We start from the raw sequence: 26626 nt of genomic DNA, 5'->3' as shown, positions 1-26626 counted from the left end.
TGCGGGGCGTCGTGGCGGGGATGGGGTGAGCAGCGCTGGCGAAGCTGCGGATCACACGCCAGCTGACTGGCGGCCGAGGGGCGGCTAAAGACTGATCTGGGGTACTCGTCCGCGATAGCTCGATTGACTGCTATCGACCCGTTGCTGCCGTTCGAGGCTTCCGGAAACTGGCCGAGGAACCAGCCCCGACGCGGCGCCCCTTGCTTCCCGGAAGCTGCCGCTCGCGGGCACCAGGACTCGGCCATGAGCCGCCGGTGGCGAAAGCTGTGCTATCGCGCACCTCACCTACCTGAGTCCAGAGCGCTTGCCGCGATCTCTACGCCGCAGAGAGCCGATGCTGGCATCATGGCTCCTTGTATGCGCCGAGCAATCTCAGTTTGTCGTGAAACATAGTCGACCGGAATCAAAGGCTGGTTGAAGATGCTGAAAATTGCGCGCCGGAGTCACCGACTATCCAAAATTTGGTTTACGCAAAAAGCTGAACATGGCAATTACACTAAAACGACAACTGAACGACGACGAGAAGTCAGTCATCCTAAAGCAGCACGGTCGTAAGTGCTTTGCGAATGGTCATGCCATTCCTGAGAGCGAGAAACTTCAGTTCGATCACATCCGCGCATTCAGCTTAGGTGGTGCGTCTGAGTTAGACAATATTGCTCCGATGTGCGCCACGCACAATAAGGAGAAGGGGCAGCTTTCACTTTTCGACTTTCGCATCAAACTGCGACTCGAAGAATTCTTCGCCGGCTCTGACCGCCTCACCCTGAGGGACCTGCTGCAATACCTTAAGAAGACGAACGAGCTAGATGCGTTCGGTGATCCTGTCGCGGTCACGGTGCGGGACCTGGAAGTTGTCGTCGAGTCGCCCAACGTGAAACTGAAGGCGCCGTTGTGCACTTGCCCGACCACGGGCTGGCGCTACTTTTACGCGACCCTGCCCGCCTCCTTAATCGACAGCGACGACGACGAAAGTGACCAGCTCGGTCTCCAGCCGCGCTACTTGATTTTCGAGAAGGTCTTCGATCTGTTCCGCCACTTCCAGGCTCACCCGGTTCTTCAACCTTCCATCGGGCGCGTGGTCGGCAGCCGAATTCGCCTGTTCGACGGGCAGCACAAGGCGGCCGCCTTGTTGTGGAACGGTCGGCGGGCGCTCGAGTGCAAGGTCTACCTAGATGAGGCTGATCTTCGCCTACTGAACCAGACCAACATTGCGGCCCACGACAAGTATGCACAGACACGGTTCTTCTCGTCCGTCATGGTGCTCAAGCTCGGCTCACAGTTCGGTGCCGACTTTGCTGCTTACCGCGACATTGAGGAAGAGGCAACCAAGTCCGAGGCGGGCTTCATGAAATGGCTCAAGAGCCACGACACGCTACAGACAGCTGGTCAGCTGAATGAGCGCTTCCGAAGCTTCCTTTACAACGCCGTGCTCCAGGATGGGGACAACAAACTGGCGAGGCTGGTATCCGCTGGAAATCGAAGCACTGACGACCACCCGATCACGCTGGACATGCTCAGTAAGTCGATATTCGCTTCATTTCTGTTGCGTGAGCCCACTGAGGAAAGTCTGACGGCGAAGGACTACAAGCGCAGCCAAGAAGTGGCAAACGTAGTTGCATTGTTTAACATGCTGGACGAACTAGGGTTCCACGCGTGGAACGCGAAGCTCGGTTCTGCGAATGATCAGCAGCGCGCGTTGACGCGAATGCTGCGATCGAAGTCAATGATGGCTTGGGCCGAATTGCTGCGTGATGCCATATGCGCCAAGTTGGACATTCATGACAGCGACGAGAAGGCTTGCTGCTTCTATCGGGATCTCGACGACGCGCAGCTTAAGCAAGTGAAAAAAGTCGTCAACCGCTTAATTTCGTGGAAGCGCTGGGTATCCCCCACGGGCGATGAGATTGATCGCGTCCTCTCTGACAATAAATCGGAGGTAAAGCAGTGGCTCAAGGCTCACGGCCTAACGACGGGCTTCCTCCTTGGCGCCGCAGAGTAAGCCGACGGAATGCTTGCATTGCTGGCGACGGCTTTGTGGCGTTGATCGGGATCGCGTGTAGACCGGCTTTGGATCGACACCGGCGGACCGTTGTGGCGATCGGCCCGCCCGATACCTGAAGGTCGGACAGCGCATACTCAAAGCTGACTATGGGGTAAACCCGTAATCGATCCAAAGCAGGCGGTCCTCCTCTTTAGTGACCTTCCAAGGCCGGACGGTCGAGAGTTGCTGGCGCGAGGTCCAAGTCGCGCGTGCCTAAGAACGCTTCGGAACCGCGACGCCGCCCTTGCGCAGAATTCCCGCCTCGACCCGATAGATGTCGGGTACGTTGATCTTGCCGTTGCTGCGTTCGTCCATGACCGCCACGGCTTTCATTGCCTGGAGCAACGCCTCAAACTCGGGACTATCAGTTAAGCCAGCCGGCGTCTTCGAAACTTCTCCATGAGTCGATGCTGCGATAGCCTGCATGACGCGGTGGTCGTTCCAAAGCTGGAAGAGCTGGTCGCGCGACATAGGGACGAACTGTCTCTGGAGCGCTTCTAGTGAGGGGCGGATCCATTCGTAGTCCTCATAAAGCTCGTTCAAGCGACTGCGGGAGGCCGACCGCACCCCGTCAAGGAGACCAAGGTGGTCAATGGCGTGGTCTGTGGGCGCGGGCACACGCTCCGCTGCTACATTCCAAGCCGTAAGGAAGGTGCGTGGCGAGCAGGTGTTGGCCGCATCGCTCAAATGCAGAGGGACCCACGTGTACACCAAGCCGCGTTTCTTGTTACTCCCCATAAACTCGCCCGCCAATGCGTGGACCAGCCTGCGCTGCTCGTTCACATGCAGCCTGCTGTCCTCTCCGTTGATGGGCAACGCGGGCAAGGTCTCAGTCTGCGCGGCCAGCCTCTTCAGGGCTGCTTCGCCGTCATGGTCGCGAAGGATCTCGAACAGCACCAAGCCATACAGCTCTTCCGCCTGCCACATTAAGCTTACATGGTCGTTCTTGATCTTTGAGCTGTCTTGAAACCTGAAGATCTCTCGGTCAGAGAACATGTCCACGCGCATGAATATCTTGGCGCGAATGGACCTGAAGGACTGAAGGCCTATTGCCAAGCGCAGGAGGGCGCGAGTGAGCTCTCTGATGGTGCTCCAGTCCATCGCTAGTCTGTCGAGGGCGTCGAAGACTATTAGCAGGTTCCGCCTATTTACCGTCAAGTGGTCGTCTAACTGCGAAAGCGCTTCTGAGTAGCGGCTTGGCTGCTGATCAAGGAGGGTTATCGTGTCGGCCATGGTGTCGAACTTCTTGCCCAACTTGTCCTCGGCCATGCGCAGTAACAAGGCCTTCCAGACCAGGTCGGGTTTGAAATTCGGCAACTGCCGGATTTCGGCCAAATCGTCTACCGTGGGCGCAAGCCGCTGCCTTCTGTCGGAGCCGTTAAAGCCGATTATGACTTCAGTGGACTTGAGTTCGGGAAATCTATAGTACGCCGCCAACTTGTCGCGGACGTCCTCATTGCTAAGGGCGTGGGTCCAGAAGCTTTTCCCCATTCCACGCTCGCCAACAACAAGTTGTCGACGCATGTCCAGCACACCCCGATGTCCGACAGGCAGGAACACCTCCTGAGGCAGTATCGTGGCGTTCGGCTCGACCTTGCGTGCGAGCCGAAAATCGGCAATGGCCCGGCGAATAGCGAAGAAAGAACTGGAAACGTCGTTCAATTTATGATCTCGGCTGCGGCAGCCTCAAGAATACTGTCGATGGCGTCCAGAAACGGGCGAAAGCTCTGCTCGTAGAAAGCGGTGGTCAGTTGAGTGGGCTGTCGAGACGGGTCGAAGTCCACAAACGCTGCGTTGAAAGGGATCATCAGCGGGGCGTGGGGCGCCGATCCGTCTTGCTGGGTGAAACGGAGGAGGGAAGTCACGTCAGCTCCGGCATCGTCTTCTGGCTCTGCGTCGTACAGATACTCGGAGTACAACTCATAAATTTCATCACGAAACCGGTCGGCGGTTTCTGCGTTTAGACCAGCCTTGGCGTAGACAGGCCGCAACGCTAGACGCCACTCGGCACTTCGTCCCTGCACTTCGTCCCGCTGCGCCAAAAGTTGTAGAGACGCAAACAGCGCCCTGTAGCCCTCGATCGTTTGCGTTTGAGCAGTACCAAACAGCAGCACAGTGGCACCGAGCCCGATAACCGCAGGCGCAGCTAGTTCGGACAGGCCTGCCCGGCTGTCGATCAGCACCGCGTCATACGAACCCATAGCGGCTATGCGGTCAATCATGGCCGAAATCTGCCCACCAACCGAGACCATGCCCGTTTCGGTGACGTCCTCTATCATGGCCCTCGACAGTTTGGCCAAAACGTTCTCGGGAGCGGCCCCAGATTTTCGACCGAGTGCGGGCATAACGTCGACCACGCCACCGCTAGATGACGTCAGCTGGCTGGTCCCAACGAACCTGCGCAATAGGTCATCACCAACGCCGCCTATGCCGTTCTCCACGAGAAAGTCGACAACGCCGTAGTCGGGCAGCCGCCCGTCTTCGAGTAGCAAGTGACCCAGACCTGGTGCCTCCAGGTCTAGGTCTATTACGAGCACGTTGCGACCGCGTCGCGCCAAGTCAGCGGCTGACACGGTTAGTGCAGTGGAGCGGCCCACGCCGCCCTTTAAAGAAGCAAACACCAAACGGGGTGGGCTTGTGGTAGCGGCAACTGGTTGGGCCAGCCAGCCGGCGCCGACGATGCGCCGGTCGACCAAGTAACAGAACTGATCACCCACCCGCACCGGAATGCGCTCACTAGACGTCAGCACCGATGAAGCACCATCGTCGGTTGGGTAGACCACAGGTCTGTCCTCCCGGGCGTAAGCACCGAGGCGATCAACAATGCGTCGCCCCAGCGCGTCGAGGTGCACTACGTGATCCGCGGGCGAACCTTCGATGCTGGAGATTGCCTCTACATCCGCTTGTTCTGGAACCGGCGGACGGTCTGCGGCGAAGAAGCTCAGGCGACCGGTTGCGTCGCGTAGGACCGTGCCCCGTTCTACGAACGACTTACCACCGCATTCCTCAAGAATCTCGATTAGCGTGGGCAGCGCATCGTCGAAAAAGACAGGCATCACTGCTCCTCCATCTGGCCCATGAGCTTCTTGGCATCTTCCTGCCAACTGTCCACGTGGCCGGCTGGCACCTCTCGCGTTGGTGCGTACCGCATGTCGGTGCTCCACTCACGAAATGTCTGAGTCGTTCGCGCCATCGTCAGAAGTTCACCGGCTCGACGACCGGTGGCCGTGGTCTGCAAGAACGCCTTCAACTCGGGAAAGTGCTTGTAAAACGGATCGTCGCGTCGCTTATCGGCCCCCAAGGGACGCATTCCACTCTGAATCATCATCTGCTTCACGGCCAACTCCCCCGCGAGACCGTATAGGTAGCCCGCGACGGCCTTCGCCCCGGGTTGAGCACCGCCGGTGTCAAGGTCGTAGAGGTGGTCAGCAGCCTTCATGTGTCGTCGAGCGGAGATCTGGTAGTCGTGCGAGTAGGCCATGGCACTTGGGACGATAGCATTTGGGGCAGCCGGCGCCCTGCGTCGGAGGCGGCCCCGCTTCGCATGGTAGCGGCAGGCCTTGCGGGCCGATCTCGTCGCCGGCGGCGCAACGAGCATCCTCAAATCAGACGATTTCCAGTGACTGGTCATGGCCGAGTCGGGCCCCAGAAGTGCCCAGACTCAGCGCCGGAAACCTGCCGCTCAGGGACACGTCACGGCCGAACCGGCGCGCGCTGCGCGAGGGACCGCTTGTGGCCGACAGCAGGCGCTCTCGGTTGCTTCGCTGACCGGCAGCACTCGCTGCACAGCCGCCCTCCGTGCCCAACAGGCTGTTGAAACACCTCCGGACACCCCCCGCGGCGCAGAGCCTCCAGCACGAGCCAGGCGCGCCCCCGAGACCAAGCCGTACTGCAAGAGCGATGCGACGCCCGCGCTGCCGACCGACCTGGAGCCCGTGCAGACGGACAAGCGCCACGGCCTGGTGTTCGCTCAGCTATCGATCGTTCTGCCCCATGCTTTCAGAACCTGCATCCAGCCTGATCCACTTGGCCGCGCACCCCTTGCCGTTCGGCGCGACAGTCCCTCGGCCTTCATCGCCCGCAGGATCACGCGCACCCTGTCGCGACTGATGCCGGGGCAGGCTTCCACGATCTCCGAGATCGAGAAAGGCCGTTGGCGCTTGAGGATCTGCGAGCGAACACGGGCGCCCTTGGCGCCCCGTCCGCGCTCGATGCTGCCCACGCGCTCTTCGAACTCCTTGTAGTCGCCCAGCAGCGCCCCCCAGAAGCAGGCTAGCCATGGGTCGATTTCGTGAGCTGCTTCTTGCCAGCCCCGGGAGGTGGCTGCCATGCGGACGTTGCCATCCGGGAACGGGTGGAAGCAAAGAGAGTCGAGGACGACCAGAGGCACCAGCACCAAGGGGTCTGCCAGGTGCTGACTCAGCGCCGAGCGGCAGCGCGCGCCCAGGTCCGCCATCGCCATGGGGTTGAGGTGCGCGGCGACCGGACGAAAGCGGATGCGCGAGCTGCCGCCAGGAGCCGGTCTCGGCCGCCTCCCGCCCGTCGGCGCAGGTGATGTGCGCCAGCGGCGCGTCGGGCTGGGCGAGCTCGCTGGCGTAGTGGAACCCGTGGCCGCGCAGCCGCGTGTCGGCGGCATCACCGGGCATAGCCACCTGCAGCTCGGCCAGGCGATATCCCAGGCGCAGCCGGCGCTTGCGGAACGAGGCCTCGAGCCACGGCAGCCCGGCCATCGCATGGCGGCTGCCGTCTGCCTCTTCGAGCACCGAGACCCGCGCCCTGCAGCCACCGCATTCGCCATGCATAGGCCGCGTGGTGGCGAAGGCGCGCAGCCCCTCGCGCCAGCGTGTGGCGGCGGCCGGCGGCCGGCGTGCAGTTCGGGGTAGCCGCCGGGCAGCCAGCAGACCCAGCGTCACCGTCGTCTGGCCGCAGCCCGAGGCGGGCGCCGCGAGCAATCAGGCGGGCTCGCGCAGCGTCTTCGCCGCCGCCACCATCTGCTCCAGCGCCGGGATCACCTCGCTCCACTGGCGCGTCTTCAGGCCGCAGTCGGGGTTGACCCAGAGCCGCTGCGGCGGGATGCGCCGCGCCGCCTTGCGCATCAGCGCGACGATGTGCTCGCGCGCGGGGATGTTGGGCGAGTGGATGTCGTAGACGCCGGGGCCGATCTCGTTGGGGTACTGGAAGTGCTCGAAGGCGTCGAGCAGCTCCATGTCCGAACGCGAGGTCTCGATCGTGATGACGTCGGCGTCCATCGCCGCGATCGACGCGATGATGTCGTTGAACTCCGAATAGCACATGTGGGTGTGCACCTGGGTCTCGTCGCGCACGCCGTTGGCGGTGATGCGGAAACACTCGACGGCCCAGTCCAGATACGGCTGCCAGGCCGAACGCCGCAGCGGCAGGCCTTCGCGCAGCGCGGCCTCGTCGATCTGGATCACGCGCACGCCGGCGCGCTCCAGGTCCAGCACCTCGGCGCGCATCGCCAGCGCCAGCTGGCGGCAGGTGTCGGCGCGCGGCTGGTCGTCGCGCACGAAGGACCAGTTCAGGATCGTCACCGGCCCGGTCAGCATGCCCTTCATCGGCCTGGTGGTCAGCGACTGGGCGTAGGCGCTCCAGTCCACCGTCATCGGCCGCGGCCGGGCGATGTCGCCGAACAGGATGGGCGGCTTGACGCAGCGCGAGCCATAACTCTGCACCCAGCCGAAGCGGCTGAAGGCGTAACCGTCGAGTTGCTCGCCGAAGTACTCGACCATGTCGTTGCGCTCGGCCTCGCCGTGCACCAGCACGTCCAGGCCCAGCGCTTCCTGCACCTGCACCGCGTGCACGATCTCGGCGCGCATCGCGTCGCGGTAGGCGCCCTCTTCCAGCCGCCCGGCCTTGAACTCGGCGCGCACGCGCCGGACCTCGGCGGTCTGCGGGAACGAACCGATCGTCGTCGTCGGGTAGGCCGGCAGCTTCAGCCACTCGGCCTGGCGCGCGGCGCGCAGCGGATACGGGCTGCGGCGGCGCCCCATGTCGGCGTCGAGCGCCGCCACCGCCGCCCGCACCTCGGGCCGGTGCACCCGCGGCGAGGCGCGGCGCGCGGCCAGCGCGTCACGGTTGGCCTGCAGCTCGGCGCGCACCGCGTCCCGGCCCTCGCGCAGCGCGCGGCCCAGCAGGCGCAGTTCGGCCAGCTTCTGCAGGGCGAACGCGAGCCAGGACCTGAGCTCGGCGTCCATGCCGTCCTCGATCGACAGGTCCACCGGCACGTGCAGCAGCGAACACGACGGCGCCAGCCACAGCCGCTCGCCCAGGCGCGCCGCCAGCGGCTCCAACCAGTCGAGCAGCGCCGTCAGGTCGGTCTTCCAGACGTTGCGGCCGCTGATCACGCCCAGCGACAGCACCCGGTCCGCCGGCAGCCGCGCTGCCAGCGCCTGGACCTCGTCGCGCCCGGCGACCGCGTCGACATGCAGCCCCGCCACCGGCAGGCGCAGCGCCAGCTCGGCGTTGTTCTGCAGCGGGCCGAAGTAGCAGCTCAGCAGCAGCCGGACGCCGCAGCCGGCGAACGCGGCGTAGGCCGCCTCGAAGCCCCTGTGCCACGGCGCCTCCAGGTCCGTGGCCAGCACCGGCTCGTCGACCTGCACCCAGTCCACTCCCTCGGCCGCCAGCAGCCGCAGCAGCTCGGCGTAGACCGGCAGCAGCTCGGGCAGCAGCGCCAGCCGGTCCGAGCCGTCCTTGGCCTTGCCCAGCGCGAGGTAGCTGAGCGGGCCCAGCAGCACCGGCTTGGCGGCGACACCCTGCGCACGCGCCTCGGCCAGCTGCGCCAGCAGCCGCGAGGCATCGAGCACGAAGCGCGTGCCGGAGTGGAACTCGGGCACGATGTAGTGGTAGTTGGTGTCGAACCACTTGGTCATCTCGCCGGCGGCGACACCGCCAGCGCAGCAGCCGGCTTCGGCCGCCGGTGCCGAGCGTCCGCGCGCGACGCGGAAGTAGACGTCCAGCGCGTCGCCGCCGTGATCCCGCGCCCGCTCGGGCACGTTGCCAAGCATGAAGCTCGTGTCCAGCACCTGGTCGTAGAACGAGAAGTCGCCCACCGGCACCAGGTCCAGGCCGGCCTGCTGCGCCCAGTGGCGCTGGCGCAGCTCGGCGCCCAGCGATTGCAGGGTCTCGGGCGAGGCCTCGCCCTTCCAGTAAGCCTCGAGCGCGAACTTGAGCTCGCGCCGGGCGCCGATGCGGGGGAAACCGAGGTTGTGCAGCGTGGTCATCGTGAGGGTCCGAGTCGTGAAGCGGACGCATGCTAGGCAGCCCTATCCATCACGTAAAATGGTCATTCCTCACGGATCAATGAACAGGGCTCATCCATCATGATCGAGCGCATCCACCTGGCCGTTGTGCTGGAGGTCGAGCGCCAGGGTTCGTTGACGGCCGCCGCCGAGGTGCTTTGCCTGACGCAGTCGGCGCTCAGCCACAGCATGCGCAAGCTCGAGCAGCAGCTCGGCACCGACATCTGGCGGCGCGAACACCGCAGCCTGCACCTGACGCCGGCCGGCCAGCAGGTGCTGGCACTGGCGCGGCGCGTGCTGCCGCAGCTGGAGCAGGCCGAGGCGCAGCTGGGCCGGATCGCACGCGGCGAACGCGGCACGCTGCGCATCGGCATGGAGTGCCACCCCTGCTACCAGTGGCTGCTGAAGATCGTCGAGCCCTACCTGGCGGCGTGGCCCGAGGTCGACGTCGACGTCAAGCAGAAGTTCCAGTTCGGCGGCATCGGCGCGCTCTTCGGCTACGAGATCGACGTGCTGGTGACACCCGACCCGCTGTACAAGCCCGGGCTCGCCTTCGAGCCGGTGTTCGACTACGAGCAGGTGCTGGTGGTGCACCGCGGCCACCGCCTGGCCGGCGCGAGCCAGGTGCAGCCGCAGGACCTGGCGCCGGAGGTGCTGATCACCTACCCCGTCGCGCCCGAGCGGCTGGACGTCTTCACGCGCTTTCTGACGCCGGCGGGCGTCGCACCCCGGCGCCACAAGACGATAGAGACCACCGACATCCTGCTGCAGATGGTGGCCAGCGGCCGCGGCGTCACCGCGCTGCCGCGCTGGCTGCTGCAGGACGTGGCGCCGCAGCTGGACCTGGTGCCGCTGCGGCTGGGGCCGCACGGCGTCGACAAGCAGATCTTCCTCGGGCTGCGCGAGGCGGATGCGGACCTGGCCTATCTGCGCGGCTTCGTGGAGCTGGCCCGGTCGCCAGGCGCATGAGGGCCGCCGGCAGCGCCTGATCGTGGCCTGGATGCCGGCAAACACGTCCATCCGATAACGCTGCGGGTCGGTATCCGGCGCCTGGCGCCGGCCGAAGGCCTCAAGCCGCCCTGCCCGCCCCCAGCTGCAGCCGCTGCCGCAGCCAGGCCGTCAGGCGCGCGCGCAGCGCGCCGCCGGGCTCGCTGTCCAGCAGGCGCAGCAGCGCGCGCGCCTCGGCCATCTCGGCTTCGTCCACCGTCACGACCGACAGGCCGCGGCGCGGCTGGCCGACCAGCAGACCTTCATGGTTCAGCAGCTTCAGCGCCTCGCGCACCGGCGTGCGGCTGACGCCGTAGTGCACCGCCAGCCGCGTCTCGTCGAGGTCGGCGCCGGCGGCGAACTCGTGGCGCAGGATGCGCCGCCGCAGGTCGTCGGCGACCAGCTCGCACAGCGCCGGCGGACGCAGGCGCCGCCGCGCACGCGGCGGCTTCGTGCCAGCCGGCACCATCAGGCGTAGCGCCGCTCGAGCGCGTCCCACTCGGGTTTGCCGACCAGGCGCTGGCGCTCGGCGAACGGCGTCACCAGGCCGCTCGCCTCGTGCAGCTCGCCCGCATCGCGCAGCGCCGTCAGCGCGCGCTGCATGCCGGCCACCGCGCCCTGCAGCGCCGCGTTGGCGTAGAGCACCAGGCCGTAGCCCAGCCCGGCCAGCTCGTCGGCGCCGAAGATCGGCGTGCGCCCGCCGATCACCATGTTCATCAGCTGCGGCCGGGCCAGGCGCTGCGGCAGCGCACGCACCTCGTCGGCCTGGGTCACCGCCTCGACGAACAGCAGGTCGGCGCCGGCTTCGGCAAACGCCTGCGCCCGTTCGACCGCGGCCTCGAAACCCTGGGTCGCGGCGGCGTCGGTGCGCGCCAGGATCAGCAGCTCGGGGTCGCGGCGCGCGTCGACGGCGGCCTTGATCTTGCCGAGCGCCTCGTCCAGCGCGATCACGTCCTTGCCGGCGAAGTGGCCGCAGCGTTTGGGTGCCACCTGGTCTTCGAGCTGGATGCAGTCGGCGCCGGCACGCTCCAGCGTGCGCACTGCGTGGCGCACGTTCAGCGCGTTGCCGAAGCCGGTGTCGGCGTCGACGATCAGCGGCAGTTCCACGGCGTCGCGCATGCGTGCGGTGTGCTCGGCGATCTCGGCCAGACCCATGAAGCCCTGGTCGGGCAGGCCGAACCACATGTTGGTGACGCCGGCACCGGTGACGTAGACGGCCTCGAAACCGAGGTCGGCGACGATGCGGGCGGACAGGGCGTTGAAGGCGCCGGGGACGAGCACGCCGCGGCGGGCCTCGGCCAGCGCCCGGAGGCGGCTGCGGGTGGACATGGTGGACCTCAGAAGCTGTCGGCGGGCACGCGGACCCAGCCTTCCATCAGGATGCGGGCGCTGCGGCTCATCACCGCGCGCGTGACGAGCCAGCGGCCGGCCTCGGCGCGCACCTGCGCGCCGACACGCAGCAGACCCGCCGGGTGACCGAAACACAGGCGCTCGCGCGGGCCGCCGCCGGCGGCGCGGTTGACCAGCGTGCCCGGCACCGCGGCGGCGGTGGCGATGGCCACCGCGGCGGTGCCCATCATCGCGTGGTGCAGCCGGCCCATCGACAGCGCACGCGCCAGCAGGTCGATCTCGGCGGCGTGCACGCGGCGCCCGCTGGAGCTCGTGTAGTCGGCCGGCGGCGCGACGAAGACGATCTTGGGCGTGTGCTGGCGCAGCAGCGCCTCCTCGGGCGAGTCGATCAGCCCCATGCGCAGCGCGCCGGCGACGCGGATGGCCTCGAACCGCGCCAGCGCCGCCGGGTCGCCATTGATCGTCTCGCGCAGCTCGGTGCCGCGGCAGCCGACGGCGGCTGCCTCGACGAAGACGGTCGGGATGCCGGCGCTGATCAGCGTCGCCTGCAGCCGGCCGACGCCGGGCACCTCGAGTTCGTCGACGAGGTTTCCGGTCGGGAACATCGCGCCGTCGTCGGCAGCCGGGTCCAGGAACTCGAGCACGATCTCGGCCGCCGGGAAGGCGACGCCGTCGAGCACGAAGTCGCCGCTCTCGCGGACCTGGCCGCCGGCCACCGGCACCTGCACCAGGATGGTCTTGCCGATGTTGGCCTGCCACAGGCGCACGGTGCAGACGCCGTCGTGCGGCAGGCGATCCGGCGCGACGTAGCCGGCGTGCACGGCGAAGGCGCCGGCCGCGGCCGACAGGTTGCCGCAGTTGCCCGACCAGTCGACGAGGTCACGCTCGATCGCGACCTGGCCGTAGAGGTAGTCGGCGTCGTGGCCGGGGCGCGTCGACGGCGCCAGGATCACGCACTTGCTGGTGCTGGACGTGGCGCCGCCCAGGCCGTCGATCTGCGTGCCGTAGGCGTCGGGGCTGCCGATCACACGCTGCAGCAGCCGGTCGCGTGCGGCGCCGGGCCGCTGCGCGGCCTCGGGCAGGTCTTCGAGGCGGAAGAACACGCCTTTGCTGCTGCCGCCGCGCATCACGGTGGCGGGAATTCGCAGCGGTGCCGCGGTCGTCATCGTTGGGTCTCCAGGAAGTCTTGCGCGAAGCGCTGCAGCACGCCGCCGGCGCGGTAGATCGAGGCCTCTTCGTCTGAGTCGAGGCGGCAGCGCATCGGCAGCCGCTCGCTGCGGCCGTCGCGGCGCTCGATCAGCAGTTCGAGCCGCGCGCCCGGGGCCGGGTTGCCGAGCACGGTGTAGAGCTCGCTGCCGTCCAGGCCCAGCGTCAGCCGCGTGTCGCCGGGCTCGAAGGCCAGCGGCAGCACGCCCATGCCGACGAGGTTGCTGCGGTGGATGCGCTCGAAACCTTCGGCCAGCACGACCTCGACACCGGCCAGGCGCACGCCCTTGGCGGCCCAGTCGCGCGAGCTGCCCTGGCCGTAGTCGGCCCCGGCGACGACGATCAGCGGCTGGCGGCGTTGCTGGTAGGTCTCGATGGTCTCCCACATGCGCATCACGCGGCCTTCGGGCTCCAGCCGCGCCAGCGAGCCGCGGCGCACGCTGCCGTCGGCGGCGCGCACCATCTCGTTGGCCAGCGTCGGGTTGGCGAAGGTGGCGCGCTGCGCCGTCAGGTGGTCGCCGCGGTGCGTGGCGTAGGAGTTGAAGTCCTCGTCGGGCAGGCCCATGCGCGCCAGGTACTCGCCGGCCGCCGAGTCGGGCGTGATCGCGTTGGACGGCGACAGATGGTCGGTGGTGACGTTGTCGGGCAGCACCGCCAGCGCACGCAGCCGCGCCAGGCTGCGTTCGCCGGCCAGCGCGCCGTCCCAGTACGGCGGGCGGCGGATGTAGGTCGACCGCGGCCGCCAGGCGTACAGCGGGGCGACCTTCGCCCGCTCGCGCGCGCCGAACATCGGCCGGTAGACCTGCACGAACTGCTCGGGCCGCACCGCGCGCGCGACCAGGGCGTCGATCTCCTCGTCGTCGGGCCAGAGGTCCTGCAGCCGGATCTCGCGGCCGTCGACGACGCCGAGCACGTCGTGTTCGATGTCGAAGCGGATGGTGCCGGCGATCGCATAGGCGACGACCAGCGGCGGGCTGGCCAGGAAGGCCTGGCGCACCTGCGGGTGGATGCGGCCGTCGAAGTTGCGGTTGCCCGACAGCACCGCGGTGGTGAACAGGTCGCGTTCGGCGATCTCGCGCCGGATCGCCGGCTCGAGCGCTCCCGACATGCCGTTGCAGGTGGTGCAGGCGAAACCGACGATGCCGAAACCCAGCGCCTGCAGCTCGGCCAGCAGCCCGGCCTCGCGCAGGTAGAGCTCGGCGACACGCGAGCCCGGCGCCAGCGAAGTCTTGACCCAGGGCTTGCGCCCCAGCCCCAGCCGGCGCGCGTTGCGCGCCAGCAGCCCGGCGGCGACGAGGTTGCGCGGGTTGCTGGTGTTGGTGCAGCTGGTGATCGCGGCGATGACGACGGCGCCGTCGGGCAGCCGCCCCTGAGCCTCGTCGGCACGCGCCGCGTCCAGGCCGCGGGCGATGCCGCGCGCCTTCAGCGCCGCCAGCGGCAGCCGCCGGTGCGGCTGGCTGGGCCCGGCCAGCGTGCGCTCGACACTGCCCAGGTCGAAGCTCAGCGTGCGCTCGTAACGCACCGCCGCCAGCGTGTCGGCCCAGAGCCCGGCGGCGCGTGCGTAGGCCTCGACCCGCGCCACCTGCGCCGGCTCGCGCCCGGTCAGGCGCAGATAGGCCAGGGTCTGCGCGTCGATCGGGAAGATCGCCGCGGTCGCGCCGTACTCGGGCGCCATGTTGGCGATGGTCGCGCGGTCGCCCACCGACAGCGCCGCGGCGCCTTCGCCGTGGAACTCGAGGTAGGCGCCGACGACCTTCTCGCGGCGCAGGAACTCGGTCAGCGTCAGCACGATGTCGGTGGCGGTGATGCCCGGGCGGCGGCGGCCGCTCAGGCGCACGCCGACGATCTCGGGCAGCCGCATCCACGAGGCGCGGCCGAGCATCACGTTCTCGGCCTCGAGCCCGCCGACGCCGACGCCGATGACGCCCAGCGCATCGACGTGCGGGGTGTGCGAGTCGGTGCCGACGCATGTGTCGGCGAAGGCCAGGCCGCCTTGCACCTGGACCACCGGCGACATCGCCTCCAGGTTGAGCTGGTGCATGATGCCGTTGCCCGCCGGGATCACGTCGACCTGGTCGAAGGCCTGCCGGCACCACTCGATGAAGTCGAAGCGGTCCTCGTTGCGGCGGTCCTCGATCTCGCGGTTGCGGCGCAGCGCGTCGGGGTCGTCACCGCCGCATTCGACGGCCAGCGAATGGTCGACGACCAGTTGCACCGGCACCACCGGGTTGATCAGCGCCGGGTCGCCGCCGCGTGCGGCGACGGCCTCGCGCAACCCGGCCAGGTCGACGAAAGCCGTCTGGCCGAGGATGTCGTGGCAGACCACGCGCGCCGGGTACCAGGGGAAGTCGCGGTCGCGCCGGCCTTCGGCGAGCTGGCGCAGGCAGTCGCCGACGATCGCCGGATCGGCGCGGCGCACGATGTTCTCGGCGTGCACGCGCACGGTGTAGGGCAGCGTGTCCCAGGCGCCGGGCACCAGGGCCTCGACGGCGGCGCGGGCGTCGATGTAGTCCAGCGTCGTGCCGGGCAGGCGTTTGCGGAAAGGCATGTGCATGGGGGCTTCGGTCGCGCTCAGCTGCGTTCTGCCAGCGGCACGAAGGCGCGGTGCTCGGGGCCGGTGTAGTTCGCGCTCGGGCGGATGATCTTGTTGTCGACGCGCTGCTCGATCACGTGCGCGGCCCAGCCGCTGCTGCGCGCGATGACGAACAGCGGCGTGAACATCGCCGTCGGCACGCCCATCATGTGGTAGCTGACGGCGCTGAACCAGTCGAGGTTGGGGAACATGCGTTTGGCGTCCCACATCACGCTCTCGATGCGCTCGGCGATGTCGAACATCTTGTGCGAGCCCGCCTCGTACGACAGGCGTCGGGCGACACCTTTGATGACCTCGTTGCGCGGGTCGGCGATGGTGTAGACCGGGTGGCCGAAGCCGATCACGACCTCGCGCGCCTCGACGCGGCGGCGGATGTCGGCCTCGGCTTCGTCGGGGCCGTCGTAGCGCTTCTGGATCTCGAAGGCCATTTCGTTGGCGCCGCCGTGTTTCGGGCCGCGCAGCGCGCCGATCGCGCCGGCGACGGCCGAGTACAGGTCGCTGCCGGTGCCGGCGATGACACGCGCAGCGAAGGTGCTGGCGTTGAACTCGTGCTCGGCGTAGAGGTTCAGCGAGGTGTGCATCGCCCGCACCCAGCTCTCCTGCGGCTTCTCGCCGTGCAGCAGGTGCAGGAAGTGGCCGCCGATCGAGTCGTCGTCGGTCTCGACGACGATGCGCCGGCCCTGCGTGCTCCAGTGATACCAGTACAGCAGCATCGAGCCCAGCGAGGCCAGCAGCCGGTCGGCGATGTCGCGGGTTCCCGGCAGGTTGTGGTCGTCCTTCTCCGGCAGGATGCAGCCCAGCGCCGAGACGCCGGTGCGCAGCACGTCCATCGGGTGCGCGCCGGCAGGCAGGTTCTCCAGCGCGTCCTTCACGCTCGCCGGCAGGCCGCGCAGCGCACGCAGCCGCGTCTTGTAGGCGCGCAGTTCGGCCGCGGTCGGCAGCTTGCCGTGCACCAGCAGGTGCGCGATCTCCTCGAACTCGCAAACCTCGGCGATGTCCAGGATGTCGTAGCCGCGGTAGTGCAGGTCGTTGCCGCTGCGGCCGACGGTGCACAGCGCGGTGTTGCCGGCGGTCACGCCCGACAGCGCGACCGACTTCTTCGGCTTGAAGGCGGCGGGTGCGAGGGAATCGTTCATCGTCTGTCTCCTTGGGTATTCGTTGCGGCCGATACGGTGGCCGGCGCGCTGCAACCGGCGCCAAGCGCCGCCGGCCGGCCGTGGTCGTCGACGGCCACCATCTCGAAGCGGCCACGCAGCACCGGCTCGGCCGCGAGTGCCGCGTCCAGCCAGGCCTCGACACCGACCGTCAGCGAGCTGCGGCCGACGCGGCGGATGCGGGCGACGAGCGTCAGCAGCGCGCCCACCGGCACCGGGCGCAGGAACTCGATGTCGCCGGCCGCCGCCATCACCACCGACTGCCCGCTGCGGCAGCGCGCGACCAGGTAGGCGGCCTTGCCCAGCAGCGCCAGGCCGTAAGGCCCGAACAGCGTGCCGTAGTGGTTGGCCTGCCCGGGCAGCACCAGTTCGGTCAGCGTCAGCGGCTCCAGCAGCGCTGGCTCGGCGGCCGTTGTGCCGGCCGCTGGCGCTGGCTTCGGCGTCCTGCCGCGATCCTGGGGGCTGTGCATCCGTCGTTCCATCCGATCTCTCGATGTCGCAATACTCGCAGCCACGGCAAGCGCGATCAACGACTGATCGAGCCATGAAAAGCGAAGCCATCGCAGCAAGCTTGCGAAGTTTGCGAAGCTGTAGACTGGGCCATGCGCAAGACATTCATGGGCGTGCGGCTGCGCACGCTGCGGGAACGCACCGGCCTGACACAGGCCGCGCTGGCCGCGCGGCTGGGGCTGTCACCGAGCTACGTCAACCAGCTCGAGAACAACCAGCGGCCGCTGTCGGTGCCGGTGCTGCTGAAGCTGCAGTCGGCGCTGGGCGTGGACCTGCAGTGGTTCTCGGAGGACGAGGAGTCGCGCCTGATCGCGCAGCTGCAGGACGCGCTGGCCGACGTCGGCCCGAACGCGCCGGTGGCGATGGCCGAGCTGCAGGCGGTGGCGCAGCAGATGCCGGCGCTGGCACGGCGCATCGTCGAGCTGCACCGCCAGGCGGGCGACGCCCGCCTGCGGCTGGAACTGCTGGCCGGCGAGCGTGGCGACCGCAGCCTGCTGGCCACGGTGGCGCCGGTGCAGCCGCACGAGGAGGTGCGCGACTTCTTCTACACGCGCCACAACCACGTCGCCGAACTGGATGTGCTGGCCGAGCGGCTGCATGCGCAGCTGGAGGTTGGTTCGCCGTCGGCGGCGGAACTGGCGCCGGCGCTGCAGCAGCGGCTGGCCCGGCGGCACGGTGTCGGCGTGCAGGTCGCCGCGCCCGACGACGGCGGCGGGCTGCGCCGCTTCGACCCCGCCAGCCGCACGCTGCGCCTGAACCCGGACCTGGACGCCGGGCAGCGCAGCTTCCAGATGGCGGTTCAGCTGGCCTTCCTGGAGGCGGGCGAGCTCGTCGACCGCCTGGCCGCAGACGGCGAACTGCGCACCGATGAAGCGCGTGCGCTGGCGCGCATCGGCCTGGCGAGCTACTTCGCCGGCGCGCTGGTGCTGCCCTACGGCAGCTTCCTGGCGGCGGCCGAGGCGCTGGGCTACGACATCGAACTGCTGGCGCGCCGCTTCGGCGTCGGTTTCGAGACCGTCTGCCACCGGCTGTCGACGCTGCAGCGGCCCGACGCCCGCGGCGTGCCCTTCTTCTTCATCCGCGTCGACCGCGCCGGCAACATCTCCAAGCGCCAGTCGGCCACCGACTTCCACTTCTCGCGCACCGGCGGCACCTGCCCGCTGTGGAAGGTTTACGAGGCCTTCGCCCAGCCCGACAAGGTGCTGACGCAGCTAGCGCAGATGCCAGACGGCCGCAACTATTTGTGGATCGCGCGCAGCGTGACGCACGCCGACGGCGGCTACGGCCAGCCGGCGCGCCGCTTCGCGCTGGCGCTGGGCTGCGACGCCCGCCATGCGCCGCGCCTGGTCTACGGCCGCCACCTGGCGCCGGAGCGCCCCGAGACCGCGGTGCCGATAGGCCCGGGCTGCAAAGTCTGCGAACGCCGCCACTGCAGCCAACGCGCCTGGCCGGCACTGGGGCGGGCGCTGAAGATCGACGAGAACACGCGGCCGCGCGAGCCTTACGCGCCGGCCTGAAGCTCGGCTTGTTTCGTCTGCGGCCCTGGCACCGGGCCCAGCCAGCCCAGCAGCAGGTCGCGCACGGGCCGGCGGTCGCCGGGCGTGACCAGCCCTACGCCCACCGCCAGCGCCTGCCCTTCGGCCAGGCGCCGGTAGCTGACCCCGGCGCGTTTCAGGCCCGAGAACGACTGCGGCAGCAGCGCCACGCCCTTGCCCGCCGCCACCTCGGCCAGCAGCACGTGGTGGTCGGCCGGCTCCTGCAGCCGCGGCGGCGCAAAACCGTGCTGCGCGAAGACCTGCTGGCAGTGGTCGTAGAAGGCCGGCTGGCGAGCGCGTTCGAACCAGAACAGCGCTTCCTGCGCCAGGTCGGCCAGGCGCAGCAGCCGGCGCCGCGCCAGCGTGTGCGACGCCGCCAGCGCCACCAGCATCGGCTGGCGCTCCAGTTCGACGACGTCCAGCTCATGGGTCTCGGTCGGCAAGGCGACGACGGCTGCATCCAGCCGCCCGGCGCGCAGCTGGCGCACCAGCCGCGGCGAGGTGTCGGAAACGAGCTTCAGCGCCAGCCGCCCCTGCAGCCGGCGCAGCGCCGGCAGTTCGACGGCGCTGGTCACGCCCAGGCGCAGCGGTGCCGGCGTGGCGCGCTCCCGCACCCGGGCCAGCGCCGCCTGGGCCTCATGCAGCGAGCGCGCGACCGCGCGCGCATGGGGCAGCAGCAGCTGTCCAGCCTCGGTCAGCGCGACGCCGCGTGTGTCGCGTTCGAACAGGCGCAGGCCCAGCCGCTCTTCCAGTTCACGGATCGCGCGGCTCAGCGGCGGCTGCGTCATGTGCAGCGTCTGCGCCGCCTGGCGAAAGCTCAGCGTGTCGGCTACTGCCAGGAACAGCGCCAGCGCGCGCGAATCGAGTCGGCTCGTCATACCGGAAAGGTATCACCAATGCGGCCATAGCCGGCGCGCGGCGGCGCGCCCAGCATCGGCGCCATGCAACACGATGGAGATGCAGCGATGAACGAAACCCGATACGAACGTGGAGCCGCGATGCTGGCGGCCGTCGACGGCCCTGCCGGCCTGGCGGTGGTCGAACAGCTGGCCGCGGCCTTCCCGGCCTTCGCGCGCTACCTGGTCGAGTTCCCTTTCGGCGACATCTACGCCCGCGACGGCCTGGGTCTGCGCGAGCGCGAACTCGCCACCGTCGCCGCGCTCTGTGCGCTCGGCCACGCGCTGCCGCAGCTGCGCGTGCACGTGCACGCCGCGCTGCACGTCGGCTGCAAGCCGCACGAGGTGGTCGAGGTGATCATGCAGATGGCCGTCTACGCCGGCTTCCCGGCGGCGCTCAACGGCCTGGCGGTCGCCCGCAGCGTGTTCGAAGAAGCTGGCATCACGCTGCCGATCGCAGACTGAGGCTGGCTGGTGGCCTTCAATCTAGAATGCGACGCATTCCTATGTAGCTGCCGTCTCCCCCGCCCCGGGACGCCGAACCGATGCCTGCCGGCCCCATCGTCGTCGACACCGAAACGGCCCCGGCGCCGATGGCGGGCGCCGCGCTGCTGCAGCGCCTGTATACGGATCACCACGCCTGGCTGACCGGCTGGCTGCAGCGCAAGCTGGGCAACGGCCCCGACGCCGCGGACCTGGCGCAGGACACCTATCTGCGCATCCTCGCCGGCCGCGACCTGCAGGCGATCCGGCAGCCACGCGCCTATCTCGCCACGGTCGCGCGCGGGCTGCTGGCCAACTGGTGCCAGCGCCAGGCGCTGGAACGCGCCTATCTGCTCGCGCTGGCCGAACTGCCCGAGCCGCTCGCGCCTTCGCCGGAACAGCGCCTGCTGATCCTGCAGACCCTGCACCAGGTCGACGCTATGCTCGATGCGCTGCCCCCCAACGTCAGGCGTGCGTTTCTGCTGTCGCAGATCGAAGGCCTGGGCTACGACGCCATCGCCGCGCGCCTGGGCGTGTCGCTGGCGACCGTCAAGCGCCACATGAAGCTGGCCTTCAGCCGCTGCCTGGCGCTGATGGACGACGCCGGGCCCGCGGCCTGACCAAGCGATGAAACACGGCCAGACGCTGGACGCCCGGGTGCTGGACGAAGCCGCCGACTGGCTGGTGCGCCTGCATGGCGGCGGCGCCAGCGACGCCGACCGCGCCGCCTGCGCGCGCTGGCGCCGGCAGAGCCCGCAGCACGCGCGCGCCTGGGCTCGTGCCGAACAGCTGCAGGCGCTGCTGGGCGGCCTGCCGCCGGCGCTGGCGATGCCGGCGCTGGACCGCAAAGCCCCGGCCGCACGCCGCGCCGCGCTCGCCAAGCTGGCGCTGCTGCTGGGCACGGCGCCCGCCATCTGGGCCGGCTGGCGCTGGAACGACGGCCCGCACGGCCTCAACCTGGGCGCCGACCTGCGCACCGCCGCCGGCGAACGGCACGAACAGCGGCTCGCCGACGGCAGCCGCCTGACGCTGAACACCGGCAGCGCCGTCGACCTGCGTTTCGACGACGAGCAGCGGCTGCTGCGTCTGCGCGCCGGCGAGATCCTGGTGCAGTCGCAACCCGACCCGTCGCCGCGCGCGCGCCCGCTGCGGGTGCACACCGAACACGGCAGGCTGTAGGCACTGGGCACGCGTTTCGCCGTGCGGCGCTTCGACGAACACACGCAGGTGGCGGTGTTCGACGGCGCGGTGCGCATCACGCCGGCGTCGGCGCCCGACAGCCCGGGGCGCGTGCTGCAGGCCGGCGAGCAGACCGGCTTCAGCGCCGCGGCGGTGGCGCCGCCGACGCCGGTCGACGAGGCTTTCGCGGCCTGGACCCAGGGCCTGCTGCTGGCCGACCGCATGCGTCCGAGCTGCAGCGCTACCGCGGCGGCTTCGTGCATTGCGACCCGGCGGTGGCCGGGCTGCGTGTCTCCGGCAGTTATCCGGTGGGCTCGCGCGCCGAAACCCGGCGCACGCTGGTGATGCTGGTGACGACCTATCCGGTCCAGGCGCTCGAGCGCTGGCACGGCCGCTGGCTGACTTTCGTGCCGCGCTGACACTATTTACGCGCTCGTCTGGCCTGTGGCGGTGAGCTTCAACCACAGGACCGACACCGTGACATCACCCCTGCCCCACCGCCGCGCCCTCAGCTTGCCGACGCCAGCGGCGAAAACCTGGCCTGCGACGCTGCTGAGCCTGGCGATTGGCGCCGCGCTGGCCGGCCCGCTGTCCCAGGCCGCCGCAGCGACGCCGGACGAGCCGGCACCCCGCGTCTACCGCATCGAGGCCGGCCCGCTGGGCCGCGCGCTGTCGCTGGCCGCTGCCGGCTCCGGCATCGCGCTGTCCTTCGACCCGGCGCTGACCGAGGGCCGCAGCGTAGCCGCGCTGAACGGGCGCTACACCCCGGCGCAGGCCTTCGAGCGCCTGCTCGACGGCAGCGGCCTGGAGCTGGTGCAGCGTGCCGACGGCAGCTGGACGCTGCGCCGCCTGCCCGCGGCCGATGCCGCGAGCGCGCTGCCGGCACTGCGGGTGCGCGCGGCCGCGCTCGACGGCGGCGCCGACGCGGCCTACCGCAACAAGAGCGCACCGGTCGGCGTGCTCGGCCAGAAGAGCCTGAAGGACACGCCCTACAGCATCGAAGCCTATTCGCGCGAGCTGATGGACAACCTGCAGGCGCGTTCGCTCGCCGACCTGACCCGCTTCGACGCCGCGATCAGCCTGGGCTCGGACAACCTCGTCACCGAGAACAACTCGCTGGCCGTGCGCGGCATCGGCCCGGACTTCTACACCGGCCAGAAGATCGACGGCCGCAACGTGCGCGTGCGCGCGGCCGACCTGCCGCTGGAGCACTTCGACAGCGTCGAGATCCTGAAGGGCGCTTCGGCCCTTCTCTACGGCTTCGGCGCGCCCGGCGGCGTCGTCAACTACACGCTCAAACGGGCGGGCGACGAGCCGGTGCGCCAGCTCAACACCCAGCTGATGGACAGCGGCCTGGTGCTGCTGCACGGCGACCTGGGCGGGCGCTTCGGCGACCGGCAGGCCTTCGGCTACCGCGTGAACCTGGTCGGCGAAGGCGGCGACACCTACGTCGACGGCGCGCGCTCGGGGCGCGCTTCGGCCTCGCTGGCGCTGGACTGGCGCATCACGCCCGAACTGAACTGGCGCGCCGACGCGCTGGCGGCGAAACACGTGCGCCACGGCGGCTACTGGGCGCTGATTCCCAACTCCGACGGCAGCACCGGCAACTGGGGTGCGGGCGAGCCGCTGGACCCGATCGCCGGCGACAAACGTCTGGCGCCATCGTTCACGCGCTACGGGTCCAGGCAGCAGACCTGGGGCAGCGACCTGAGCTGGCAGTTCGCGCCCGACTGGGCGCTGTCGCTGGCGCACCGGTGGTCGGAAAGCGGGCGCGAGTTCCTGGCGCCGGCGATCTTCGCCGACGCCCAGGGCGACTACTCGATGACCTTCTGGAGCTACGCCAACCGCTTCCAGAGCCGCGACACCCAGGCCCAGGTCAGCGGCCAGCTGCAGACCGGCGCGGTGCGCCACGAGCTGAGCGTCGGCGTCTTGCGCACCGACACGCGCAGCCTGAACACCCCGGTCGACGATGGCGGCAACGCCGGCTCCGGCAACCTGGCCAATCCGGTGGACTTCGCCAACCCCTTCACGCGTTACACGACGAACGATGCCGACCACGAGTACGACAAGGTGAAGCTGCGCGAGGTCTTCGCCACCGACACGCTGCACCTGGGCGCCGACTGGGACATCGTCGCCGGCCTGCGCCGCGGCACGCTGGATGACCGCTACAGCGGCTACGAACGCAGCGCCACGACGCCGACGCTCGCCACCGTCTACCGGCCGCTGGCGGGCCTGTCGGTCTACGCGAGCTACGTCGAGGCGCTGGAGCAGGGCTCGACCGCGCCCGAGACCGCGGCCAACGCCGGCCAGGTGTTCGAACCGATGACCAGCAAACAACATGAAGTCGGGCTCAAGGCCGAAGGCGAACGCTGGTCGGCGACGGCGGCGTATTTCCGGCTCATCCGCGGCCTGAGCTACACCAGCGCCGACAACGTCTACAGCCAGGACGGCGAGGCGCGCTACCAGGGGCTGGAGCTGTCGGCCAAGGCGCGATTGACCCCGCAATGGCTGGCCGGCGCCAGCGCGATCTGGCTCGACGCCACCGGCCGCAAGACGACCGATGGCGAACTCGAAGGCAAACGCATCCAGGGCGTCGCGCGCCAGCAGTTCGCCGCGATGGCCGAGTACCGCCTGGCCGGGCTGCCGCTGACCTTCTCCGCCGGCGCGCGCCACATCGGCAAACGCCCGCTGGACGCCGCCAACCAGTGGTCCGTCGGCGCGGTGACGCTGCTGGACGCCGGCGCGCGCTACCAGAGGCGCTGGGCCGGCAACGCGCTCACGCTGCGGCTGAACATCGACAACCTGGTGGACAAGGCCTACTGGGTGACGCAGGCCGAGAGCAGCAGCCTGGTGCAGGGGGCGCCGCGCACCGTCAAACTGGGCGCGCAGATCGACTTCTGAGATGCGTGCAGCGCTGCTGCGGCTGCACCGCTGGGTCGGCCTGGTGCTGGCGGCTTTCCTGCTGCTGGCCGGCCTGACCGGCAGCCTGCTGGCCTGGAACGACGAACTGGAGACGGCGCTGAACCCGGATCTGTTCGTCGCCGCCCCGGCCGGCACCGGGCCGGCGCTGGACCCGCTGCTGCTGCGCGAACGCGTCCAGGCGGCCTTCCCGCAGGCGCTGGTACTGCGCGCGCCGCTGCAGATCGAAGCCGGCCGCACGCTGGTGTTCCGCCTGTACGCCAGGCCCGGCGGCGCCGGGGCGGCGCCGCTGGCCGACGACCAGGTGTTCGTCAACCCCTGGACCGGCCGTATCCAGGGGGAGCGCCGATGGGGCGACCTCGGCCAGGGCCGCAAGAACCTGATGCCTTTCGTGCTGCGGCTGCACGACTCGCTGGCCATAACCGGCATCGGCAACTACTGGATGGGCCTGGTCGCGCTGCTGTGGACGCTGGACTGCTTCGCCGGCGTCTGGCTGACGCTGCCGGCGCGTGCCGGCAGCGCCGGCCCTGCCGTCTGGCTGGCGCGCTGGCGGCCGGCTTGGCGCGTGCGCTGGCGCGGCGGTGCGCACAAGCTGAACTTCGACCTGCATCGCGCCGGCGGTCTGTGGCCCTGGCCGATGCTGTTCGTGCTCGCCTGGAGCAGCGTCGCCTTCAACCTGCGCGAGGTCTACGAGCCGGTGATGCGCACGCTGTTCGCGCACCAGCTGGAGCCGGCGCCGCCGCCCGGCGGCGCGCCGCTGCTGCAGCCGCCTGTGGGCTGGCAGCAGGCGCGCGAGGCCGGCCGAGCGCGCCTGCTGCAGGCCGCCGCCACGCGCGGCTTCGCCGTGCTCGGCGAGTACATGCTGATCTACGACCCACGCCGCGGCGAGTACGGCTACTACGCCCGCACGACGCTGGACGTGTCCGAACGCTGGGGCCTGACGCGCGTTGGCGTGGACGCCCGCAGCGGCGAAACAACCGGCCTGTGGCTGCCCACAGGCGGCGCCGCCGGCGACACCGTGCGCACCTGGCTCACCACGCTGCACATGGCGGCCGTGGGCGGCTGGCCGATGCGGGTGTTCGTCTCGCTGACCGGGCTGGTACTGGCCGCGCTCGCCGTCACCGGCGTGCTGATCTGGCTGCGCAAGCGCCGGGCCGCGGCACGCCGGGGGGCCTCGCCGCCTGCCTGCGCCCGGACGGCGCCTTGAACGGCTGGCAGCGGCGGCCGCTGCCAGCCGGGCGCGCCGGAGATCAGAACCAGACCCAGAGCTTGCGCAGCCAGCCGGGCATGCGGTCGGGGCGGGGACGGTAGTGCTGGCGAAGATGGGGATACATCGGTGCCTCCGGGTGTTTGCGAAGACTGTATGCGCATACAGTATTGACCGCAAGCCCCATCTGCCGGCTCCGGCGCGCCGGCTGCTCCGGTACCCCGCTGCGCGTCAGCCGCCCTCGCCCGGCTCCCGCGCCGCATCGGCGTGCAGTTGCAGCAGCGCCGCCTGCGCCGCTTCGTCGGCCGGCATGTAGACCACGAGCCGGTTGCCGTTGCGTGGCGCCGACCACCAGTTCAGCTGCTGCAGTCTCAACACGCCGTGCGCGGCCACGCGGAAGCGTTTGACCCGGTTCTCGACGCCGCGCACCTCGCGCCGTTCACGCCAGAGCCGGTCGAACTCGGGCGCGGCGGCGCGGTAACGCGCCAGCAGCGCCTCCCACTCGGGCTCGCCCAGGTGTTCGCCCATCGCCGCGCGGAACATCGCGACCATGTGCGGCAGCGACTCCTCGCAGTCGGCGAGCGCGGCGCGCCAGTGTTCGTTGCTGCAGGCCAGGTAGATGCAGTTGCGCTCGCCCTCGGGCACACGCGCCAGCTCCACCCCCATCAGGCGCTGGAAGGCGTCGTTGGCCCCCAGGATGTCGAAGCGCGCGTTCTGCAGCACCGCCGGCCAGGGGCCGAGCTGCTCGAGCAGCATGCGCGCGGTGTCGGAGAGGCGCTCGCACACCGGCTGCGAACTCGCCACCGCATCGCCGGCGCCGGCCAGTGCCAGCAGGTGCCGGGTTTCGATCTCGGAGCACTGCAGCGCCGCCGCGATGCGCATCAGCACCGCGGCCGAGGCGCGCACCGGCCGCCCCTGTTCGAGCCAGGTGTACCAGGTGACGCCGACGTCGGCGAGCTGCGCCACCTCCTCGCGCCGCAGCCCCGGCGTGCGCCGCCGGGCGGTGCGCGGCAGGCCCAGGCGCGTCGGATCCAGGCTCTCGCGGCGGGAGCGCAAAAAGGCACCCAGCTCCAGCTCGCGTTCGGTCGCGGCACGCGGGACGGCCAGCGACGGCGGCATCGTGGCGGCGCTCGGGGAAAGGATCTGCAGGCTCGTCATCGTGGACTCCAGCTCGGCAAGCGCTGGCGGGCAGCAGCACTACCAGGATAAGCAAACACTTGTACCAGTTTAACGGCACCGGAATACTGCCGCCATGACACCAGCCGCCACCGCCGCCATCAGCTCCCCGCCCCGCCCGCTGGCCCAGC

General features: G+C 69.5%; 21 protein-coding genes and 1 pseudogene. 9 read left to right on the top strand and 13 right to left on the bottom strand.

Features of this window, described 5'->3' with window-relative positions; all coding sequences use genetic code 11:
- The first annotated feature begins 430 nt into the window (after positions 1 to 430).
- A complete protein-coding gene (locus CKO43_RS18515; RefSeq protein ID WP_200379522.1) occupies positions 431 to 1999 on the top strand; it encodes an HNH endonuclease signature motif containing protein in 1569 nt (522 codons plus the stop codon).
- Positions 2000 to 2254: 255 nt separating this feature from the next.
- On the opposite strand, the gene CKO43_RS18510 is transcribed toward CKO43_RS18515, so the two are convergent.
- The 5 genes and pseudogenes from CKO43_RS18510 to metE all read right to left on the bottom strand — a co-directional run bounded on the left by CKO43_RS18510 (position 2255) and on the right by metE (position 9282).
- The gene (locus CKO43_RS18510) at positions 2255 to 3703 is read right to left on the bottom strand and encodes a P-loop NTPase family protein (protein ID WP_200379521.1); all 1449 of its coding nucleotides are present in this window, start codon (positions 3701 to 3703) and stop codon (positions 2255 to 2257) included.
- Entirely contained in the window at positions 3700 to 5097 is a 1398-nt protein-coding gene (locus CKO43_RS18505) for a KGGVGR-motif variant AAA ATPase (RefSeq protein WP_200379520.1), read from the bottom strand. The genes CKO43_RS18510 and CKO43_RS18505 overlap by 4 nt, the downstream gene beginning before the upstream one ends.
- Entirely contained in the window at positions 5097 to 5522 is a 426-nt protein-coding gene (locus tag CKO43_RS18500; protein ID WP_200379519.1) for a hypothetical protein, read from the bottom strand. The genes CKO43_RS18505 and CKO43_RS18500 overlap by 1 nt, the downstream gene beginning before the upstream one ends.
- A gap of 493 nt (positions 5523 to 6015) precedes the next feature.
- Positions 6016 to 6557: pseudogene (locus CKO43_RS18495) on the bottom strand (Fic family protein); the annotation flags it as partial.
- A gap of 436 nt (positions 6558 to 6993) precedes the next feature.
- Positions 6994 to 9282, bottom strand: coding sequence for a 5-methyltetrahydropteroyltriglutamate--homocysteine S-methyltransferase (gene metE, locus CKO43_RS18485; protein ID WP_200379517.1), 2289 nt, complete (start codon positions 9280 to 9282; stop codon positions 6994 to 6996).
- 99 nt (positions 9283 to 9381) lie between these two features.
- Here metE and CKO43_RS18480 point away from each other — a divergent pair, with 99 nt between their 5' ends.
- Entirely contained in the window at positions 9382 to 10269 is an 888-nt protein-coding gene (locus tag CKO43_RS18480) for a LysR substrate-binding domain-containing protein (protein WP_200379516.1), read from the top strand.
- 100 nt (positions 10270 to 10369) lie between these two features.
- Here the strand turns inward: CKO43_RS18480 and CKO43_RS18475 are convergent, their stop codons facing one another.
- Genes CKO43_RS18475 through CKO43_RS18450 form a run of 6 tightly spaced genes read right to left on the bottom strand, consistent with a single transcriptional unit; the run spans position 10370 to position 17060 of the window.
- Positions 10370 to 10753, bottom strand: coding sequence for a GntR family transcriptional regulator (locus CKO43_RS18475; protein WP_200379515.1), 384 nt, complete (start codon positions 10751 to 10753; stop codon positions 10370 to 10372).
- A gap of 2 nt (positions 10754 to 10755) precedes the next feature.
- Positions 10756 to 11616, bottom strand: coding sequence for an isocitrate lyase/PEP mutase family protein (locus CKO43_RS18470; RefSeq protein WP_200379514.1), 861 nt, complete (start codon positions 11614 to 11616; stop codon positions 10756 to 10758).
- Between the two features lie 8 nt (positions 11617 to 11624).
- Positions 11625 to 12803, bottom strand: a complete 1179-nt coding sequence (gene prpF / locus CKO43_RS18465) for a 2-methylaconitate cis-trans isomerase PrpF (RefSeq protein WP_200379513.1) — start codon at positions 12801 to 12803, stop codon at positions 11625 to 11627.
- A complete protein-coding gene (gene acnD, locus CKO43_RS18460; protein WP_200379512.1) occupies positions 12800 to 15397 on the bottom strand; it encodes a Fe/S-dependent 2-methylisocitrate dehydratase AcnD in 2598 nt (865 codons plus the stop codon). Before acnD ends, prpF begins: the two co-directional genes overlap by 4 nt.
- Before the next feature lie 17 nt (positions 15398 to 15414).
- Positions 15415 to 16572: a bifunctional 2-methylcitrate synthase/citrate synthase gene (gene prpC / locus CKO43_RS18455; protein ID WP_200231489.1), complete on the bottom strand. Its 1158-nt coding sequence runs from the start codon at positions 16570 to 16572 to the stop codon at positions 15415 to 15417.
- On the bottom strand, positions 16569 to 17060 hold the full coding sequence (locus tag CKO43_RS18450; RefSeq protein ID WP_200379511.1) for a hotdog domain-containing protein: 492 nt from the start codon (positions 17058 to 17060) through the stop codon (positions 16569 to 16571). The genes prpC and CKO43_RS18450 overlap by 4 nt, the downstream gene beginning before the upstream one ends.
- 132 nt (positions 17061 to 17192) lie before the next feature.
- On the opposite strand from CKO43_RS18450, the gene CKO43_RS18445 reads away from it, so the two are divergent.
- Complete coding sequence (locus tag CKO43_RS18445) at positions 17193 to 18617, top strand: short-chain fatty acyl-CoA regulator family protein (protein WP_200379510.1); 1425 nt, start codon at positions 17193 to 17195, stop codon at positions 18615 to 18617.
- On the opposite strand, the gene CKO43_RS18440 is transcribed toward CKO43_RS18445, so the two are convergent.
- A complete protein-coding gene (locus CKO43_RS18440; RefSeq protein WP_200379509.1) occupies positions 18602 to 19513 on the bottom strand; it encodes a LysR family transcriptional regulator in 912 nt (303 codons plus the stop codon). The two genes, CKO43_RS18445 and CKO43_RS18440, sit on opposite strands and share 16 nt — an antisense overlap.
- Before the next feature lie 87 nt (positions 19514 to 19600).
- On the opposite strand from CKO43_RS18440, the gene CKO43_RS18435 reads away from it, so the two are divergent.
- The 6 genes from CKO43_RS18435 (at position 19601) to CKO43_RS18415 (ending at position 25319) form a co-directional block, all read left to right on the top strand.
- Positions 19601 to 19996 (top strand): carboxymuconolactone decarboxylase family protein, encoded by a 396-nt coding sequence (locus CKO43_RS18435; protein ID WP_200231493.1) that lies wholly within the window; start codon positions 19601 to 19603, stop codon positions 19994 to 19996.
- Between the two features lie 128 nt (positions 19997 to 20124).
- The gene (locus tag CKO43_RS18430; protein ID WP_200379524.1) at positions 20125 to 20634 is read left to right on the top strand and encodes a sigma-70 family RNA polymerase sigma factor; all 510 of its coding nucleotides are present in this window, start codon (positions 20125 to 20127) and stop codon (positions 20632 to 20634) included.
- Between the two features lie 7 nt (positions 20635 to 20641).
- Positions 20642 to 21193 (top strand): DUF4880 domain-containing protein, encoded by a 552-nt coding sequence (locus CKO43_RS26340; RefSeq protein ID WP_346728293.1) that lies wholly within the window; start codon positions 20642 to 20644, stop codon positions 21191 to 21193.
- Positions 21194 to 21214: 21 nt separating this feature from the next.
- A complete protein-coding gene (locus CKO43_RS26335; protein WP_346728292.1) occupies positions 21215 to 21538 on the top strand; it encodes a FecR family protein in 324 nt (107 codons plus the stop codon).
- Between the two features lie 132 nt (positions 21539 to 21670).
- Positions 21671 to 24094 (top strand): TonB-dependent siderophore receptor, encoded by a 2424-nt coding sequence (locus tag CKO43_RS18420; RefSeq protein WP_200379508.1) that lies wholly within the window; start codon positions 21671 to 21673, stop codon positions 24092 to 24094.
- Between the two features lies 1 nt (position 24095).
- The gene (locus CKO43_RS18415) at positions 24096 to 25319 is read left to right on the top strand and encodes a PepSY-associated TM helix domain-containing protein (protein ID WP_200379507.1); all 1224 of its coding nucleotides are present in this window, start codon (positions 24096 to 24098) and stop codon (positions 25317 to 25319) included.
- Between the two features lie 231 nt (positions 25320 to 25550).
- Here the strand turns inward: CKO43_RS18415 and CKO43_RS18410 are convergent, their stop codons facing one another.
- On the bottom strand, positions 25551 to 26477 hold the full coding sequence (locus CKO43_RS18410; RefSeq protein ID WP_242481230.1) for a helix-turn-helix transcriptional regulator: 927 nt from the start codon (positions 26475 to 26477) through the stop codon (positions 25551 to 25553).
- Positions 26478 to 26626 lie beyond the last annotated feature (149 nt).

The organism is Rubrivivax gelatinosus (assembly GCF_016583785.1).
Lineage (GTDB): Bacteria > Pseudomonadota > Gammaproteobacteria > Burkholderiales > Burkholderiaceae_C > Rubrivivax > Rubrivivax gelatinosus_B.
The sequence above is the reverse complement of the archived record's forward strand: the minus strand, read 5'-3'. Positions and strand labels throughout refer to the sequence as shown.

Excerpts from the sequence above, each read along its gene's own strand:
- CKO43_RS26340 (WP_346728293.1), top strand. The coding sequence starts at position 20,642 with ATGAAACACGGCCAGACGCTGGACGCCCGGGTGCTGGACGAAGCCGCC.
- prpF (WP_200379513.1), bottom strand. The coding sequence starts at position 12,803 with ATGACGACCGCGGCACCGCTGCGAATTCCCGCCACCGTGATGCGCGGC.
- CKO43_RS18430 (WP_200379524.1), top strand. The coding sequence starts at position 20,125 with ATGGCGGGCGCCGCGCTGCTGCAGCGCCTGTATACGGATCACCACGCC.
- CKO43_RS18415 (WP_200379507.1), top strand. The coding sequence starts at position 24,096 with ATGCGTGCAGCGCTGCTGCGGCTGCACCGCTGGGTCGGCCTGGTGCTG.
- CKO43_RS18410 (WP_242481230.1), bottom strand. The coding sequence starts at position 26,477 with ATGACGAGCCTGCAGATCCTTTCCCCGAGCGCCGCCACGATGCCGCCG.
- CKO43_RS18500 (WP_200379519.1), bottom strand. The coding sequence starts at position 5,522 with ATGGCCTACTCGCACGACTACCAGATCTCCGCTCGACGACACATGAAG.
- CKO43_RS18470 (WP_200379514.1), bottom strand. The coding sequence starts at position 11,616 with ATGTCCACCCGCAGCCGCCTCCGGGCGCTGGCCGAGGCCCGCCGCGGC.
- CKO43_RS18435 (WP_200231493.1), top strand. The coding sequence starts at position 19,601 with ATGAACGAAACCCGATACGAACGTGGAGCCGCGATGCTGGCGGCCGTC.
- CKO43_RS18440 (WP_200379509.1), bottom strand. The coding sequence starts at position 19,513 with ATGACGAGCCGACTCGATTCGCGCGCGCTGGCGCTGTTCCTGGCAGTA.
- CKO43_RS18445 (WP_200379510.1), top strand. The coding sequence starts at position 17,193 with ATGCGCAAGACATTCATGGGCGTGCGGCTGCGCACGCTGCGGGAACGC.
- CKO43_RS18505 (WP_200379520.1), bottom strand. The coding sequence starts at position 5,097 with ATGCCTGTCTTTTTCGACGATGCGCTGCCCACGCTAATCGAGATTCTT.
- CKO43_RS18450 (WP_200379511.1), bottom strand. The coding sequence starts at position 17,060 with ATGCACAGCCCCCAGGATCGCGGCAGGACGCCGAAGCCAGCGCCAGCG.
- metE (WP_200379517.1), bottom strand. The coding sequence starts at position 9,282 with ATGACCACGCTGCACAACCTCGGTTTCCCCCGCATCGGCGCCCGGCGC.
- prpC (WP_200231489.1), bottom strand. The coding sequence starts at position 16,572 with ATGAACGATTCCCTCGCACCCGCCGCCTTCAAGCCGAAGAAGTCGGTC.
- CKO43_RS18480 (WP_200379516.1), top strand. The coding sequence starts at position 9,382 with ATGATCGAGCGCATCCACCTGGCCGTTGTGCTGGAGGTCGAGCGCCAG.
- acnD (WP_200379512.1), bottom strand. The coding sequence starts at position 15,397 with ATGCACATGCCTTTCCGCAAACGCCTGCCCGGCACGACGCTGGACTAC.